Raw genomic sequence first — 14891 nt, 5'->3', positions numbered from 1 at the left:
CCGCCTGACCGTCTGTTTGAAATGGGGGTGGCCGAACTGATGGAGTGGCGCGAGCGCGCCAGGCAACGAAGCGGATCCGACGAATGAGCGTGCCACGCAACCTGAGACTGGAGGTCGTCCTGCAGGCGGTGGACCGCCTCACCCGACCTTTCCGCAATGCCATGGGCAGCAGCACCGAGCTGGCCCGCACGGTGCGCGCCGCGCGCGATCAGCTGAAGGAGCTAAACCGGACCCAGGCCAACATCGACAGCTTCCGCAAGCTGTCCAAGGACGCTGCGATCGCGGGCAACCAGTTGCGTGCCGCGCAGGCCCGCGTCAAAGCGCTGGCGCAGGAAATGGACGGTGCGGAGCGCCCCTCGGCCGCCATGACGCGTAACTTCAACGCGGCGGTCCGCGAAGCCCAGATGCTCAAGCAGCGCGGCGCCGACCTGCAGCAAAGCCTGGAAGGGGTGCGCGGCCGGCTGCAGGCCGCCGGCATCAGCACCACCTCTCTGCGGCAGGCCCAGGGCGACCTGCGCAGCCAGATCGCCCTGGTCACCCAGGCGCTGACGCAGCAGGAAGCGCGGCTGAAGGCAGTCGGGGAGCACCAGCGCCGCCTGGCCGCTGCTCAGGCCGGATATACGAAGGGAATGGCTACCCGCAATGCCATGCTGGGCGCCGGCGTTTCAGCGTCCGCGGCAGGCGGCGTGGCCCTGACGCCAATCGCCAAGGCGGTGAAGGACTATGTGTCCTTTGAGGACGCCATGCTTGGGATTGCCCGGCAGGTCCAAGGCGCGCGTGACGAAGGTGGCAAGCTGACGGCCGTCTACTACGACATGGCTAGGCAGATCAAGCTGCTCGGCGAGGAGTTGCCGATTCCCACCACGGCCATCGCCGAGATGGTGGCCGCCGGCGCGCGCATGGAAGTTCCTCGCGAGGAGCTGGTCGCCTACACCCGGACCGTCGCCATGATGGCCACCGCCTTCGACGCGGTGCCGGACGAGATTGCCGAAAGCATGGGAAAGGTGGCGAAGAACTTCCGCATCCCGATCAACCAGATCCAGGCGCTCGCCGATTCGATCAACTACCTGGACGACAACGCCATCAGCAAGGGCGGGGACATCATCGATGTGCTGAATCGGATCTCCGGCGTCGTGTCGACGGTCAAGATGTCCTCGTCGGACGCCGCCGCGCTGGCCTCAACGCTGCTCACGCTGGGCGAGCGCCCGGAGACCGCCGCCACCGCCGTCAACGCCATTGTCCAGAAGTTCGCCGCGGCCGAGAAGGGCACCAAGAAGTTCCAGGCGGCGATGAAGGAAATCGGGCTGTCCAGCGCCGCCGTCCAGCAGGGCATGGCCACCGATGCCACCAGCACCCTCTTCCAGGTGATCCAGGCGGTGCAGAAGTTGCCAAAGGACAAGCGCATCGGCGTGATGGTGGAGCTGGTCGGCATGGAGCATTCCGACACGCTGGCCAAGCTGGTCGACAAGCCGGACGAGTTTCGCCGCCAGCTGGAGCTGGCCAACGGCCGCGGCGCCGAAGGATCCATGTCGCGCGAGTTCGCCGCGCGCCAGGAGACCATCTCAGCCCGCTGGCAGCGGCTGCAGAACCAGCTGTTCAACGGCAGCAGCGCTGCCGGAGAGGCGATGCGCTCGACCATAGTCGGGCTGATGGACACCGTGGGAGAGCTGGTCAGCCGCTTCAACGCCTTCGCCCAGGCAAATCCGACGCTGGTCGGGTGGTTGATGAAGGGCGCCGCGGCGGCAGGCGTGCTGCTGGCCGCCATGGGCGCACTGACGCTCGCGATGGCTGCGACATTGGGGCCGCTGGTGATGACGCGCTATGGGCTGCAGATGCTGGGTATTCGGCTCTCCACGCTGGTGCCATCGCTTTCGCGCGCCTCGGCGGCCTCCTTCCTGCTGGCCCGTGGCGCACAGGTGCTGGGAAGCGTTGGCGGCCGGCTGGCGCCGGTGTTTAGCGTCGCCACCAGTGCAGCCGGTCGCTTCGGCGCCCTTCTGACCGGCGCAACGAGCCGGGCCGGGGCGCTCTTCAATGTCCTGCGTGGTCTGGTGTTGCTGCCGTTCGCATGGCCCATCCTCGCGGCTGTGGCGGCATTGGCCGCCGGCGCAGCGCTGGTCTACAGGTATTGGGCACCCATTCGCGCCTTCTTCACCGGCCTGGGCAGCGGCATCGCCAGCGCCTTGGGCCCGACGGCCGCCGGCTTCGCTGACGCTTTCATGCGCTCGGTGGCGGCGGCGTGGCGGCTGGTGACCGCCATTGGAAGCGTGGTCATGGCCATTCCGGGCGTCAGCGCTGCGTTCGGCCTGGTGCGGCAGGTCGTTGGGCCGCTGCTCTCCAACCTGTGGGGCTGGCTGACGCGCCTCATCGCGCCGGTGCAAGACATTGGCGGCGCCGCACAGTCCATGGGACAAAAGATCGGCCAGGCCATCGGCACGGTGCTCGGCATGCCGCTGCGTCTGGCGACGGCCTTCTATGACGCCGGGGCGCAGGTCATGGCTGGCTTTGCCAATGGCATCACCAGCGGGCTCGCCCGCGTGCGCGACGCCGTATCCAGCGCAGCCGGCGCGGCGGTGACCTGGTTCAAGAAGAAGCTGGGGATCCACTCCCCCAGCCGGGTCTTCGCCGAGCTGGGCGGCTTCACCATGGCGGGGCTCGAGCGCGGGATCAACCAAGGCCAAGGCGGGCCCATGAGCGCCATTGCCCGGATCACACAGGCACTGGCCAGCGTTGGCGCTGGCGTGGCGGTGGGGACCACCCCCGCGGTGGCCGCCGTGAAGTTCGATACGCGGCCGCCCGTGTCGGCGATGGCGGGCACCGCGGCGCCGGCCCCGGTGCAGCAGGCCGCGCCCATCACCATCAATGTCTACGCGGCACCGGGCATGGACGAACGGGAGATTGCGCGCCTGGTGGACGAGAAGCTGCGGCAGGCCGAGACTCAGCGCGCCGCCCGCGACCGCTCCCGACTTACCGACAGGGATTGACACCATGATGATGGCCCTCGGGCAATTCGTGTTCAGCCTGGACACCGCGCCCTACCAGGACTTCCAGCAGCAGATCGGGTGGCGGCATCCGGCAAACAGCCGCACCGGCCGCCGGCCGGCCCGCCAGTTCCTCGGTCCGGACGACGAGACGATCACCCTTGCCGGCGTGCTGGCGCCGGAACTGACAGGCGGCGACGACTCGATCGATGACCTGCGCAAGCTTGGCGACAGCGGCGAGGCCCACGTGCTCATCGAGGGCACCGGGCGGTACTACGGCCTTTTCGTGGTGGAGACCATGCAGGTCACGCGTACCTACTTCTTCCAGGACGGCAAGGCCCGACGCATCGAGTTCACCCTCAAGCTGACCCGGGTGGACGACGAGGCCGAAGCGCTGATCGGCAGCGGCCTGGGCGAGGAGGCGGAATGATGTTCTCAGCCGTCCGAGCCGAGCCGCGCACAGCCACCGGTCGGGAGCCGCGCCCGGTCTACCAGCTGGTCCACAACGGGACGAACATCACCTCTCGCTTCCAGGGGCGGCTGATGTCCCTCACCCTGACGGACAACCGCGGCTTCGAGGCTGACCAGCTCGACATCGAGCTGGACGACCACGACGGCATGCTGGACCTGCCCGAGAAGGGTGTGCGGCTGGCGCTCGCGCTTGGCTGGAGCGACGCGGGGGTGGTCGACAAGGGCATCTTCAAGGTGGACGAGATCGAGCACAGCGGCCCGCCCGACCGGCTCACCATTCGCGCGCGCAGCGCCGACCTAGGCAGCGACCTGACGACGCGCAAGGAGCGCAGCTTTCGCGACAAGACCATCGGCGCCCTGGTGCGCGCCATCGCCAGCCGCAACCAGCTCGCGGCAGTGGTGGCGCAGCAGCTGGCCGACCAAGTCATCGAGCACCTGGATCAGACTGGCGAGTCGGATGCCAATCTGCTGTCCCGGCTGGCGAAGGACTACGACGCGATCGCGACGGTGAAGCAGGGAAAGCTGCTCTTCATAAAGGCCGGCGAGGCATTGAGCGCGTCCGGTATTGCCCTGCCGATGGTCACCATCACGCGATCGTCCGGGGACACCCATTCGTTTGGCATTGCCGACCGTGACAACTACAACGGCGTCAAGGCGTTCTACCAGGACACACGCGGCGCGAAGAAGGGTGAGGTGGTCATCGACGCGTCGAATGCCGCAGCGGTCAGTGAGAAGCCGGCCAAAGGCAAAAGGGAGCAGTCCGTTGCTACGGCGCCCAACCCGGACAACGTGAAGGTGCTGCGGCATACCTACGCCTCGAAAGCCAACGCAGAACGGGCGGCGCGAGCGGAATGGGAGCGGATTCAGCGGGGCATGGCGACCTTCACGGTCACGCTCGCCCGCGGGCGGCCGGATCTGTTTCCCCAGCTGCCCGCTGCCGTGCGCGGTTGGAAGCCGCAGATTGATAACACCAGATGGGTCATCACCAAGGTCACGCATCAGCTCACAGACCGGGGATACACGACTGCGTTGGAATTGGAAATCAAGCCGTCGTCGCTCGCCGAGGCAGATCAGGGATAGAGGGAACGCCGCCTCGTTGTCGAGGTGAGCCGAATAACACCAGGCTGAGGTGCTTCACGGGCGTGCGACGCATCATTGCAACGCCTTATCTGGAAGCAACGACGTAGGACCGTTGTCGGCCAGTTTGAGCCAATCAGCCTCAGAATTCGATGACTGAAACGAGCGCTTGAGCGGCCATTGACATCACCATCCGTCGAATATCGGCCGCAATCGGAATATGGCGGAAAGGAGACGCCGCGTGCTTCCTTCACCGGAGCGGCCTGGGTCTCGTGAAGCGGGCGACCGTTAGGAGGGGCAGCAGATCATTGATGACTTGAGCTGTCTCGACATGATGTCCCCTCTCTCTTTCGTTCAGACACTGCGGCATGAACGCCGAGCCTACCTCGCCTTGACGAAGGTGGACAAGCCGTCGATCACGTCCCTGGCCGATGACAAGGCCAATGCGATGGCAGTGTGCGGCGCGCTGGCGAAATGCTGGATCATGGGTGGCAGCCGCCTGCGGGAACCCATTCCTGTACTGACTCGCGTGATCGTTACGGTAGCGAGGAAGCGCGGGTGGACCAGGTCGCCGCCGGGGTCTGCACCGGATACGTGACGCACCCTCGCAGATACCCTGAAGCCTTTGTAGATTGCGTTGTTCTGAGACATGTTCGGTCTCCGTTTATCACCGGGCATACGCGGATATCCCGGTAGGTGTCCGATTTGCTTTCGGCGTCAAGGTAGCGATGTCATCGCGAGCCTTTGCCTCTCCATAGTCAAACGCCGCATCGAGGCTGTGAAAGTAGCCAGTACCATCCATGAGCTCGTAGGAATGTACGCTGAGAAGATTGCCTCTGACGGGCCGGCGGTCCGTACGAGCAATCGAGTAGCGTACGACGTAACCGATCGTTCCAACCAACTGGGTGGGACCGAGGTGTTGCTCAACTTCGATCAACACTTCGTATTCACCGATCGTGACGCGTCTTTGCATATCTGACCTCCGCTCTCGGCCTCCGTTCATTCATCCGGACCAAGAATAACGTCCACGGCGGCGCGCCCTGCCAGTTCCGCCACGAGGTAAGCCCAACGCCTGGAATACGGTCCGCCAAAGACTTTGATTCGCCTACCAATCGCCGCGACGCCCGGCGGCCTCATGGGTCCCTCGACCTGGAACCAGATATCGAACATGTCCTTGAATGACATATGGAGATCGACATGGATATCGAACCCACGATACTCGGTCACGCGCTCCATAGCCATCTTCAATATTCCTGGAGTGAATTTGTCAACGTAATGCTCTACCCAGTAGCAATCAAAGCTGATCTGAGTCCGGAGCAGCAGGATCGAACCATAGGCACCTGCCCACTAGGTCGCCAAACTTCCCGGAGACAGTTTGGCTTCGCTGAGTAACATACGTTTCCGGGAGGGCATTGGCACGGCCGAACCGAAGCGGCAATCATACCCACCTGAAGTTCGGCATCACGTCACGATGCTCGTCTACCCCGACTCCGCCCAATTCGTTGATGACCTGCTTCAAGGCCTCCTTAGATTTCGAATCGCAGCTGGCTATCATCAGGAAGTGGCCGGGTGTCGTTTGCGCATTCTGCCGCCACAGCCCAAGGCGGCCGATCCTGACGCCGACCAATCCGCCGGCCCACCAGCCGATGATCGCGCCAAGCATGACAGCACCAACATACGCAACGGCCGTGGCACCGGCGCCCACGGAGACTCCATATCGCAAGATGACAAGCGCGCCCACAACCGCGCCGACGAATATTCCGGCGAGCGCCGCCTCTTCGCGGTACGTAGTCTGGCCGATGTCGGTCGCAGGAAAACCCTCAACTGGCTGATTGTCGCGCTGGACAAACCACGGCCCTTTGACGCGGGCCGGGGTACCGGCCAAATCGCCGCATCGCACTTGTGCCAGTCGTGCCGTGGCGGTGTCTTTCAGACTGAAATACAACAGCGTACGCATGAAGTCACCTCAATCTCGGTTTCCATTTCTAGCGAGCCGGCGGATGCCAGCCTGACTACCGCGACCGATGCTCCTGATGGCCCTGGTTCGAGTACAGGACGGTGAGCGCAGGTCTGGCCAGCCTTCGTTGACAGCGCGATCCCAGTCAATCAGCAGCGTGATGGCCTGATGCCATCTTGACGCTGCCAATCGCATGACGCCGAATCGCTGGGTGTTGTTTCCCTTCTGCGGCCTGCCTTCCAGGCGGTCGCGTAGAAGGCGCGTGACATGGATCGTCCGGTAAGTGGTCTCGGTGGATTCTCTCGGCACGATATCTTCCTTCATTGCCTGCCAGGGTGGCATGGGAACGGCAGTGTTGAACAGCTGTCACCGTTGTGGGCGCTGATCTTCCAGTGCCGACGGGTAATCATTTCCACCCATAGCGCATTGCTCAGGATCGTTACGGCATCTTCATTACGATGAGAGCACGGCTGCGCCAACCTGAAACGCGGAAGCGCAGCAACGAAGGCGGACACCAGCTTTTCGATCGGACTTGCGGAGAAGCGTCTCTCTCGCCAGACCTCGATTGCACCGATCCTGGCGAAAGATTGTCTTGCGTGGCTAATGGGGGATTGGGCGAACGGCGGTCGCCTCGTGGCATCTTGCATGAATGTTCCCGGAATCCCCATGAGTGACTTCAGGAGTCACCAGTCCTAAGACGTCATCGAGGGGGAGAGCCCGGAAACGAGTGCTTGGCAGACCAGAAGCACTTCGCTTCTGAAACGCTGCACCTAGTAGTATAGAGGGGTGATGCACATCGCCCTAACCCGCTTACAAATTGGCCAGGCTGCAGGCGCTGCGTCACGCACCTGCGGTGCCTGCTGGCGCGGACCGTTCGCCCGCTTCTGACGCTACACTGAATTGGATGGCCAGAGCCGTTGCCCCGGACGACATCGTCTCCGCCTCCATGTAGCCACAAGGTCCGAAATGAACCGCCTTCGGTACTCGGTGAACCTGTCCTATGAGATCCTGGATCCCACGGCAGACTTTCTGTTGCTTGTCGAAGCGGCAAAAACTGCAAGACAGTTCGTCGTCTCCGAGCATCTGGCGCTCACGCCACCGTTGCACGCCGCTCGCCACACGGGCCCACTCTGCAACCGCCTGCTCAGAATACGTGCGAATACGGGCCCGCTGGCCATCCGCTATGAAGCGGTGGTGGACATCGACCATCGCCTGGACGACGGCATGTCATTGACAGAGGTACCCGTCGCCGAACTCCCCTTCGAGGTACTTTCCTACCTGGCCCCGAGCCGGTATTGCGAATCCGACCGCATGATGGAATTCGCCATGCGCGAGTTTGGCGCCATGCGCCCCGGCTATTTGCGTGTGTACGCGATCCGGGAGTGGGTGCGCAACCATGTGCGCTTTCTTTCGCGATGCACCAATGAGCGCACCTCGGCGATCGATACGATTGTCGAGCGCACCGGCGTATGCCGGGATTTTTCTCACCTGATGATCGCGATCTGCCGCGCCCTGAGTATTCCCGCCCGTATGTCCAGCAGCGTGGACTATGGCGCCGATCCTGCCTTGGGCGCGCCGGACTTTCACGCCGTGGTCGAGGTGTTCCTGTCGGGCGGCTGGTACCTGCTCGATCCCTCGGGAGTGTCCATTCCGACTGGCCTGCTGCGCATCGGCACCGGCCGGGATGCCGCCGACATTCCGTTTGCCGCCATATTCGGTAAGGTCGCGTCGGAGCGGCCTTTTATCGAGATCCAGCCAATAGCCGACCCGGCTGCCGGCATTGGCCTGCCACTCGCAACGACAAGCGCCATCTCGACCTGGTGACCGGCATTAGCGCGCTTCGCCTTTCATCCCCTCGATCTCCATGGCGGCGTTCCAGTCTTCGTATGCTTCAATCGGTTCCATGGCCTCGTCGACGAACGATGCCGCACGTTCCGCGGCAGCGGTCGGTCCCAGAAGAACATCTTCCCGACCGCCATCCTCAGTCTTCGGCGGCAGCAACATGTCTTCGAGAATGCCGCGAAGTTCCGGGGTATCCCATGACTTGCCAAGCCTCGTTTTTCTGTGCTGATAGTGGCGAACTTCCGAGTCTTGCTCGGCGGTAAGTGGCAAGCCTCGGAACGTCTGGCCTGTGTCAGGGTGGATCATGGTGCGCCTCCCTATCGGTCGGCTTACGTGGAATGAAGAGGTATCACCTTGCCGTGATATCGCGACTTGCCAGGCCCTTGCCCGGCTTACGACTTCCGCTTGGCGAGACCGTCGGTCCGCACCCGCGACTGAACCGTGCTAAACGGCGTTGCCGGTGCGACAGGCTTCTTCGGTTGCTTTGGTTTTTTCGCTTCGCGGTTGCCGCGTAGTTGGCTTTTTGCCATGAGAACTCCTATTGTGTTGCTTGCCGGTTGGCAACCCCAGCATACGCGCATAATCCTTGGCAAAGGGAATTACTTCGTCGAACTTCGTATGGCGCCAAGGCGTGAGAGTCCCTGTCCCTCGCGTCGCGACTGAACCCTTCCGCCTCGACCCAGTTGAGTACCCACCATCAGCAAAGTTTTGCTGGTTGTTCCTGCCCGAGGCTTCGCGCAGCCTTCGCCAGGTGCTCAGCTTGCGAGCTCATTGAGCGCGCATGAGGATCCGCGAGTGATAGCTGCAGAGGCTGCCCCGTCAATACCGGTCATTGCTTCTGGCCCCCGTGGGCGACCGAATAGGGTCGAGAGGCGTCTCCGGCGCAAAGCCGCCGGCAACAGGAGATGCCGGCGGCCGAGACCGGTTATCAAGAGCCACTGAGCAACCCAGCGGCAGGTCATCCCCGCGGTATTCCCGCACCGCCGAGATTGCGCGCAGGGGCCCAGTATGGGTCTCCGGCGCTTTCTGTCATGCACTCATACACATCCGACGTGGCCATGGTTGCGAGGGAGCCCACCGAGAATTCCTTGCCGCTCCACCGGCAAACGGCTGGAGGATTCGGTTGCAGCAGCCAGGCTGCCAGCACCACGCTCGCGAAGAGGGTCAGGATGATGGCGAATTGGGCAAATAGCAGCATGTGACACGCCGTGTCACTGCTTTGCCTGCAATCTGGCAATTGCCGTTGACCGGACCGCGATGCAGGCCTGATGTTCGGGCCGTTGAGATGGTCTAGCCATTCATCGAGATCGCGCACGATGCTGCGATAGTGGGCGCGTGAGATGTCGCTGGGAATTTGGCCGCCATAGTCCTCCAGCAAAACACGATAAATCGCCGCGGTTTCAACGCCTTCTGCAGCGGCAATGCGCTCGACGCGTCGTCCGATATTGAAACGTTGGCGTAGCAGCAACGGTCGGTCGTCTGGCGCCTCCGCGCTCAGTGTCACATGGTTGGTTTGATTAAACGTTGGTGCGGCAAACGTTGCACTGCCGCCGATGACCTGACCTACGTTCCCGAGAAATTTGAAGCGCGATTCCATGCTCTTTTGAGACGGTCGCGCAGGTGCCAGTGAGGCGTGTCGCCACGCCACCGCCCTGGTGGTTGAAGCGAGAACCGCTATTTGACGGCATGTTGCACGCAGCATGTGTGCCACCAAAGTAGGGGGTGCGGCAGCACTTCCTACTTTGTGCGCTTCTTCTTTCCGCCGACATTGATAGTCACCGGCTCGTTCTGCTGGTAGTCGCCCTCGATGTTCTTCACTTCGCCAACTTGGCCATGGAACACCATGCCAGTGCGGCCCGGCGTAGCAACTGGCGGTTGCATGCCGCTGATCAGCGCTAGTACGCCAGTTCGGCCTCGGGCGTCGAGCATTCGATACCCAGCAATTACAGCCTCTTCCTCTGCTGCCAGGCTGGACATGTTGCGGCGGCCGGTCACAACGTAAAGAACGTCCACGCCAACTGACGCTGCGATGTGCAGGAATTCCGCATTAGGCATAGCCGAGCCCTTCTCCCAAGCCAACTGGGAACCCTTCGAAGCGCCGCCCAGAGCGGCAAAGGCAGGTTGAGAGTAGCCAAGACGCTCACGTTCCTCTTTTAGTCGAGCGCCGATGCCGACTCTAATTTCTGTACCATCGCCGTTGACCATATCAGTTTTCTGTACCATAATCGGCGTGTAGTGCATCACTATCCCGCACAAGTATATCCGCCATGCACCGCGCCAAAGTCCCTGTCTCCCGTGCCCCGCGGGGCGTTGATTCAAAGAATCGGGTCACTGTCAGCCTGATGCCCGACGAATTGGAACGCCTCGCGAAGCGGGCAAAGCTGGAAAACCGCTCCGCATCGAGCCTGGCCCGTCTCTTCATCGTGGCAGGCATGGACGCCGAAGACGGCCGCGCTCCCAGCGCGTCGTGACCATTCCCCTTTCTGTCGAGGACAGCATGTATCCCGATCCGAAACGAGTGCGCGACAACCGCATCACCCTCCGCCTCGATGATTACGAGTTCGCCTTGGTCACCGCGCTGGCCAACTATGTCGGCGAGCAACCCGCGACGCTGGTCCGTGAAACGTTGCTTAACCAAGCGCGGCTTCTACTGCCCGTCGAGGCCAATGTAGAGCCTCGCCGCGCCTGACCCAAGACGACGAAGAGCCGCTCAAAAGATGCCGGAAATCGACCTGCACTTCACCGACCAGGAACTGGCCGCGTTGGAGCGCCTGCGTCAGCAGCAAGGGCTGGCGTCCCTGCAGCAAGCTGCCGAATGGCTTGCGAAGACATCCATCCGGCACGCCGCCGAGCGTATGACGGGCAAACGACGTGCTTTCAAATTGGTAGTACCTCCGGGGAAAACGCTGTGAAACTGACCTGCCCACATTGCGAATCGCGCATGAAGATCCGCACTAGCCGCGTGATATCGCTGCTCTCGAAAGAGAGCTACTGGCAATGCCCCAACATCGAGTGCGCCTACACCTGCAAGGCCATCACCTCGGTGATCTCTACCATCGCGCCCAGCATGCGCCCCAACCCCAAGGCGTACCTGCCCGTCGGCAAGGTACGTCCGGGGCTGATGGACGAGCGGCAGATGGACCTGCTGCCGACCTGACCCCGGCCTAGCCCCTCTCCCTGTTGATTCCTGGCTTCATGCCCCTACCCCGGGGCGTGTGGGACTCTTTTTGCCTGAAGATTCATGAACCCATCCCTGCACAGCGAAGTCACCGGTCGCCTGCTGCGCGACTATGCCTTCAAGTCGAAGCGCGGCGGCGAGAAGCTGGAGGACGGCAAATGCCCGGCCTGCGGCAAGAAAACGCTGTGGGCCTTCGGCAATGCACCTTGGGTCGTGCGCTGCAACCGTCTGAACCACTGCGGCGCCGAGCTGCACATCAAGGATCTCTACCCGGACCTGTTCGAGAGCTGGAGCGACCGCTTCCAGTCCACGCCCGATAACCCCAAGGCGGCCGCGGACGCCTACATGCGCGACAGCCGCGGCTTCGACCTCGCCAAGGTACGCGACTGGTACGCCCAGGAGAGCTACTACAGCCACGAACTGAAGATCGGCAGCGCCACCGTGCGCTTTCCGCTAGGCGCCGGCGTTTACTGGGAGCGCATCATCGACCAGGCGCACCGCTTCGGCTCCCGCAAGGCTACCTTCCAGGGCAGCTACAGCGGTATGTGGTGGCAGCCGCCGGTGCTGCAAACATCCAGCGCCGACGAGCTGTGGATCGTGGAAGGCGTGTTCGACGCGATCGCCCTCTGGCACCACGACGTGCCGGCAGTGGCGGCCCTGTCCTGTGTCAACTACCCGGGCACGGCGCTGGCCGCGCTGGCCGAGCAATGCGCCGCAGCTGGCCGGGCCCGTCCGAAGCTAGTCTGGGCTCTCGATGCCGACCCCGCTGGCACCCGCTACGGCAAGCAGTGGCTCAAGCGCAGCCGCGAGGCCGGCTGGGAAGCCTCGATCGCGCTGCCCAAGCAGATCGGCGCGAAGAAGCGCGACTGGAACGACCTGCACCAGCTCGGCAAGCTGTCCGCACAGGACCTGGATGAGTACCGCCACCTGGGCGCGCTGGTGGCCGCGCCGAGCGCGGCGGAGAAGGCACGGCTCATCTATGGGCGCACCGGCGTGAGCCAGTTCCCCTTCGACTTCGACAGCAAGCTGTACTGGTTCAAGATGGATCTGGAAGCGCTCAACCGCGAGATGGATGCCGTGCGCAGCGCGCACGACGACATGGATGAGTCGGAGATCCGCGACGAGGCCATGCTCAAGGCCGGCGTGGTGACGAACATCGCCACCTGTCTGCCCACCGTTCTGTACTACCAGGCCAACGCCGCCACCGACGAGGCCTGGTACTACTTCCGCGTCGCCTTCCCCCACGAATCGGAGCCGGTCAAGAACACCTTCACCAGCTCGCAGATCGCCTCGGCGCCCGAGTTCAAGAAGCGGCTGCTGGCCGTCGCGCCGGGCGCCTTCTACACCGGCACCGGCGGGCAGCTGGACGCCTACCTCAAGGAGCAGATGCACCGCATCAAGAGCGTGCAGACGATCGACTTCGTGGGGTACAGCAAAGAGCACGGTTGCTATGTGTACGCGGATGTCGCAGTCAAGGACGGCAAGCTGTACACACTCAACGACGAGGATTTCTTCGACGTGGGGCGCCTGTCGATCAAGACTATCGGCGGCTCCGCCGGGCTCTCGCTGAACTCGGACCTGAAGGGATTCCGTCATGACTGGCTGGAGCTGATCTGGCGCGCCTTCGGCGCCAAGGCGATCGTGGCGCTGGCCTTCTGGCTGGGCAGCCTGTTCGCCGAGCAGATCCGCGAGGGCGAAGGGGTCAAGCAGAAGAGCTTCCCGTTCCTCGAGGTGGTTGGCGAGCCCGGCGCCGGCAAATCCACGCTGATCGAGTTCCTGTGGAAGCTGTGCGGCCGCCGCGACTACGAGGGCTTCGACCCGTCCAAGTCCTCGCTGGCGGCGCGCGCGCGCAACTTTGCCCAGGTGTCCAACCTGCCGGTGGTGCTGATCGAAGGCGACCGTGGCGAGGATGGCGCCAAGGTCAAAGGCTTCGACTGGAACGAGCTGAAAACCGCCTACAACGGCCGCAGCACGCGAGCCCGTGGCGTCAAGAACGCCGGCAACGAGACCTACGAGCCGCCCTTCCGCGGCGCGGTAGTCATCAGCCAGAACGCCGAGGTCAACGCCAGCGAGGCCGTGCTGCAGCGGATCGTTCACCTGTACTTCGACCGGGCCGGCCAGAACCCGGACACCTTTGCCGCGGCGCGGGCGCTGGAGCAGATGCCGGTGGAAGACGTCTCCGGCTTCCTGCTCACCGCGATCCTCAAGGAGCGCGAGATCCTCGCCTCCTACGTCGAGCGCATGCCGGTCTACCAGGACCACCTGGTCAAGCACCCCGACGTCAAGCACCAGCGCCTGGTCAAAAACCACGCCCAGGTGATGGCGCTGGTCGACTGCCTCGGACACGTGGTGCCGCTGCCCAAGGAATACCGCGATGCGGCGATCAAGCAACTGGTGACCATGGCGGTGGAGCGCCAGCAAGCTATCGGCGCCGACCACCCGCTGGTGCAGGAATTCTGGGAACTGTACGACCACATCGAATCGGCGGAGGAAGACCACGCCGTTCTCAATCACGCCCGGGGGGATGGCGGAACCATCGCCATCAGCCTGCGGCACTTCGAACAGGTGGCGAACGACCGTCGCCTCAACATGCCTCCGCTCACTGAGCTGAAGCGGGTGCTGCGCACCTCGCGGCAACGCAAGTTCATCGAGCTGAGGGTTGTCAACAGCGCGATCAATGCGCGCCACAACGCCGAGTATCCCGCCGCGCCAAAGCGGCCGACCACGGTCAAGTGCTGGGTCTTCGAGGATCGCTCGGGCAATAAAGGAGCTTGAGCATGAATGCCTTTCTCGTCTATGTCGTCTCGCACAGCGGCGTGCGCATGCAGTTCGCCGCAATCGCGCGCAGCCGCCTTGATGCGCAGCTCGGCGCGCTGGACCGCCTGACCGAGCCGCCCCGCTTCTGCTGCGCGCGCGCTATCGGGAGGGTCGCCTGATGCTCCCGCTTCTCAATCTCTGGATGATCGCTACAGCGATCGGCTCGATCTACCTGCTCAACGCGGGTGCCAAGCGCGCCCGCTGGGGCTCCCTGGTAGGACTGCTGGGCCAGCCGGCCTGGCTGTACCTGACGGCCGCGACCGGCGAGCCCGGCATGTTCTGGGTGAGCCTGTTCTTTACCGTGTGCTATGGCCGCGGCGTGTGGGATGGCTTCGTTCGCCGCGGAGCCCTCCATGGATAAGCCAGCCATCACCGATGCCGACCTGCGCCGCGCCCATCGCGCCATGCGAATCGCTACGCCGTTCGACGCCATGTCCGACCTGCTGCGCACCGCCCTGGCGGCGGCGGCTCGAGCCATGGCCAGCCGCGAACGGCAGCGGACGACACGCTGCTCCGCAGGGCGCATTTCTGACCTGAAGCGCCGCGCCGCCGGCGACTTCGACGATTGACC

Annotated in this window: 21 protein-coding genes; 13 read left to right on the top strand and 8 right to left on the bottom strand. The window is 63.5% G+C overall.

Annotation, left to right across the window (positions count from 1 at the left end; all coding sequences use genetic code 11):
• Window positions 1-21 precede the first annotated feature (21 nt).
• The 4 genes from U9J39_RS29455 to U9J39_RS15035 are packed head-to-tail and all read left to right on the top strand — an operon-like array spanning window position 22 to window position 4529.
• Window positions 22-87, top strand: a complete 66-nt coding sequence (locus U9J39_RS29455; protein WP_373380265.1) for a GpE family phage tail protein — start codon at window positions 22-24, stop codon at window positions 85-87.
• Window positions 84-2981, top strand: coding sequence for a phage tail tape measure protein (locus U9J39_RS15045; protein WP_326347400.1), 2898 nt, complete (start codon window positions 84-86; stop codon window positions 2979-2981). The genes U9J39_RS29455 and U9J39_RS15045 overlap by 4 nt, the downstream gene beginning before the upstream one ends.
• Before the next feature lie 4 nt (window positions 2982-2985).
• Window positions 2986-3408 (top strand): phage tail protein, encoded by a 423-nt coding sequence (locus U9J39_RS15040; protein ID WP_326347399.1) that lies wholly within the window; start codon window positions 2986-2988, stop codon window positions 3406-3408.
• A complete protein-coding gene (locus tag U9J39_RS15035) occupies window positions 3405-4529 on the top strand; it encodes a phage late control D family protein (protein WP_326347398.1) in 1125 nt (374 codons plus the stop codon). Before U9J39_RS15040 ends, U9J39_RS15035 begins: the two co-directional genes overlap by 4 nt.
• 378 nt (window positions 4530-4907) lie before the next feature.
• On the opposite strand, the gene U9J39_RS15030 is transcribed toward U9J39_RS15035, so the two are convergent.
• The 4 genes from U9J39_RS15030 to U9J39_RS15015 form a co-directional block, all read right to left on the bottom strand.
• Window positions 4908-5177: a GTP cyclohydrolase gene (locus U9J39_RS15030; protein ID WP_116378373.1), complete on the bottom strand. Its 270-nt coding sequence runs from the start codon at window positions 5175-5177 to the stop codon at window positions 4908-4910.
• Window positions 5178-5193: 16 nt separating this feature from the next.
• Window positions 5194-5499: a hypothetical protein gene (locus tag U9J39_RS15025; protein WP_326347396.1), complete on the bottom strand. Its 306-nt coding sequence runs from the start codon at window positions 5497-5499 to the stop codon at window positions 5194-5196.
• Between the two features lie 26 nt (window positions 5500-5525).
• Window positions 5526-5762, bottom strand: coding sequence for a hypothetical protein (locus tag U9J39_RS15020; protein WP_326347395.1), 237 nt, complete (start codon window positions 5760-5762; stop codon window positions 5526-5528).
• Window positions 5763-5964: 202 nt separating this feature from the next.
• Window positions 5965-6483, bottom strand: a complete 519-nt coding sequence (locus U9J39_RS15015) for a hypothetical protein (RefSeq protein ID WP_326347394.1) — start codon at window positions 6481-6483, stop codon at window positions 5965-5967.
• Between the two features lie 966 nt (window positions 6484-7449).
• Here U9J39_RS15015 and U9J39_RS15010 point away from each other — a divergent pair.
• Window positions 7450-8307, top strand: coding sequence for a transglutaminase-like domain-containing protein (locus U9J39_RS15010; protein WP_326347393.1), 858 nt, complete (start codon window positions 7450-7452; stop codon window positions 8305-8307).
• 6 nt (window positions 8308-8313) lie between these two features.
• On the opposite strand, the gene U9J39_RS15005 is transcribed toward U9J39_RS15010, so the two are convergent.
• The 4 genes from U9J39_RS15005 to U9J39_RS14990 form a co-directional block, all read right to left on the bottom strand.
• Entirely contained in the window at window positions 8314-8631 is a 318-nt protein-coding gene (locus U9J39_RS15005; RefSeq protein ID WP_326347392.1) for a hypothetical protein, read from the bottom strand.
• Between the two features lie 86 nt (window positions 8632-8717).
• Complete coding sequence (locus U9J39_RS15000) at window positions 8718-8855, bottom strand: hypothetical protein (protein ID WP_198036352.1); 138 nt, start codon at window positions 8853-8855, stop codon at window positions 8718-8720.
• 428 nt (window positions 8856-9283) lie between these two features.
• Window positions 9284-9922, bottom strand: coding sequence for a hypothetical protein (locus tag U9J39_RS14995; protein ID WP_326347390.1), 639 nt, complete (start codon window positions 9920-9922; stop codon window positions 9284-9286).
• A gap of 140 nt (window positions 9923-10062) precedes the next feature.
• Window positions 10063-10566, bottom strand: a complete 504-nt coding sequence (locus U9J39_RS14990) for a helix-turn-helix domain-containing protein (RefSeq protein WP_157877116.1) — start codon at window positions 10564-10566, stop codon at window positions 10063-10065.
• Between the two features lie 101 nt (window positions 10567-10667).
• Here U9J39_RS14990 and U9J39_RS14985 point away from each other — a divergent pair, with 101 nt between their 5' ends.
• The 8 genes from U9J39_RS14985 (at window position 10668) to U9J39_RS14950 (ending at window position 14889) form a co-directional block, all read left to right on the top strand.
• Complete coding sequence (locus tag U9J39_RS14985; protein ID WP_277915533.1) at window positions 10668-10796, top strand: hypothetical protein; 129 nt, start codon at window positions 10668-10670, stop codon at window positions 10794-10796.
• Between the two features lie 26 nt (window positions 10797-10822).
• Window positions 10823-11014, top strand: a complete 192-nt coding sequence (locus U9J39_RS14980) for a hypothetical protein (RefSeq protein WP_041232294.1) — start codon at window positions 10823-10825, stop codon at window positions 11012-11014.
• A 28-nt stretch (window positions 11015-11042) separates the two neighbouring features.
• Window positions 11043-11237: a hypothetical protein gene (locus tag U9J39_RS14975; RefSeq protein WP_012352201.1), complete on the top strand. Its 195-nt coding sequence runs from the start codon at window positions 11043-11045 to the stop codon at window positions 11235-11237.
• On the top strand, window positions 11234-11482 hold the full coding sequence (locus U9J39_RS14970; RefSeq protein ID WP_012352200.1) for an ogr/Delta-like zinc finger family protein: 249 nt from the start codon (window positions 11234-11236) through the stop codon (window positions 11480-11482). The genes U9J39_RS14975 and U9J39_RS14970 overlap by 4 nt, the downstream gene beginning before the upstream one ends.
• Before the next feature lie 84 nt (window positions 11483-11566).
• Entirely contained in the window at window positions 11567-14278 is a 2712-nt protein-coding gene (locus U9J39_RS14965; protein ID WP_326347389.1) for a toprim domain-containing protein, read from the top strand.
• A 2-nt stretch (window positions 14279-14280) separates the two neighbouring features.
• Window positions 14281-14439: a hypothetical protein gene (locus tag U9J39_RS14960; RefSeq protein WP_326347388.1), complete on the top strand. Its 159-nt coding sequence runs from the start codon at window positions 14281-14283 to the stop codon at window positions 14437-14439.
• A complete protein-coding gene (locus U9J39_RS14955) occupies window positions 14439-14681 on the top strand; it encodes a hypothetical protein (RefSeq protein WP_326347387.1) in 243 nt (80 codons plus the stop codon). Before U9J39_RS14960 ends, U9J39_RS14955 begins: the two co-directional genes overlap by 1 nt.
• Complete coding sequence (locus U9J39_RS14950) at window positions 14674-14889, top strand: hypothetical protein (RefSeq protein WP_326347386.1); 216 nt, start codon at window positions 14674-14676, stop codon at window positions 14887-14889. Before U9J39_RS14955 ends, U9J39_RS14950 begins: the two co-directional genes overlap by 8 nt.
• The last annotated feature ends 2 nt before the right edge of the window (window positions 14890-14891 follow it).

The organism is Cupriavidus sp. SS-3 (assembly GCF_035818815.1).
Lineage (GTDB): Bacteria > Pseudomonadota > Gammaproteobacteria > Burkholderiales > Burkholderiaceae > Cupriavidus > Cupriavidus taiwanensis_C.
Note: the sequence above shows the minus strand (reverse complement) of the source record. Positions and strands in the feature narration are given on the sequence as shown.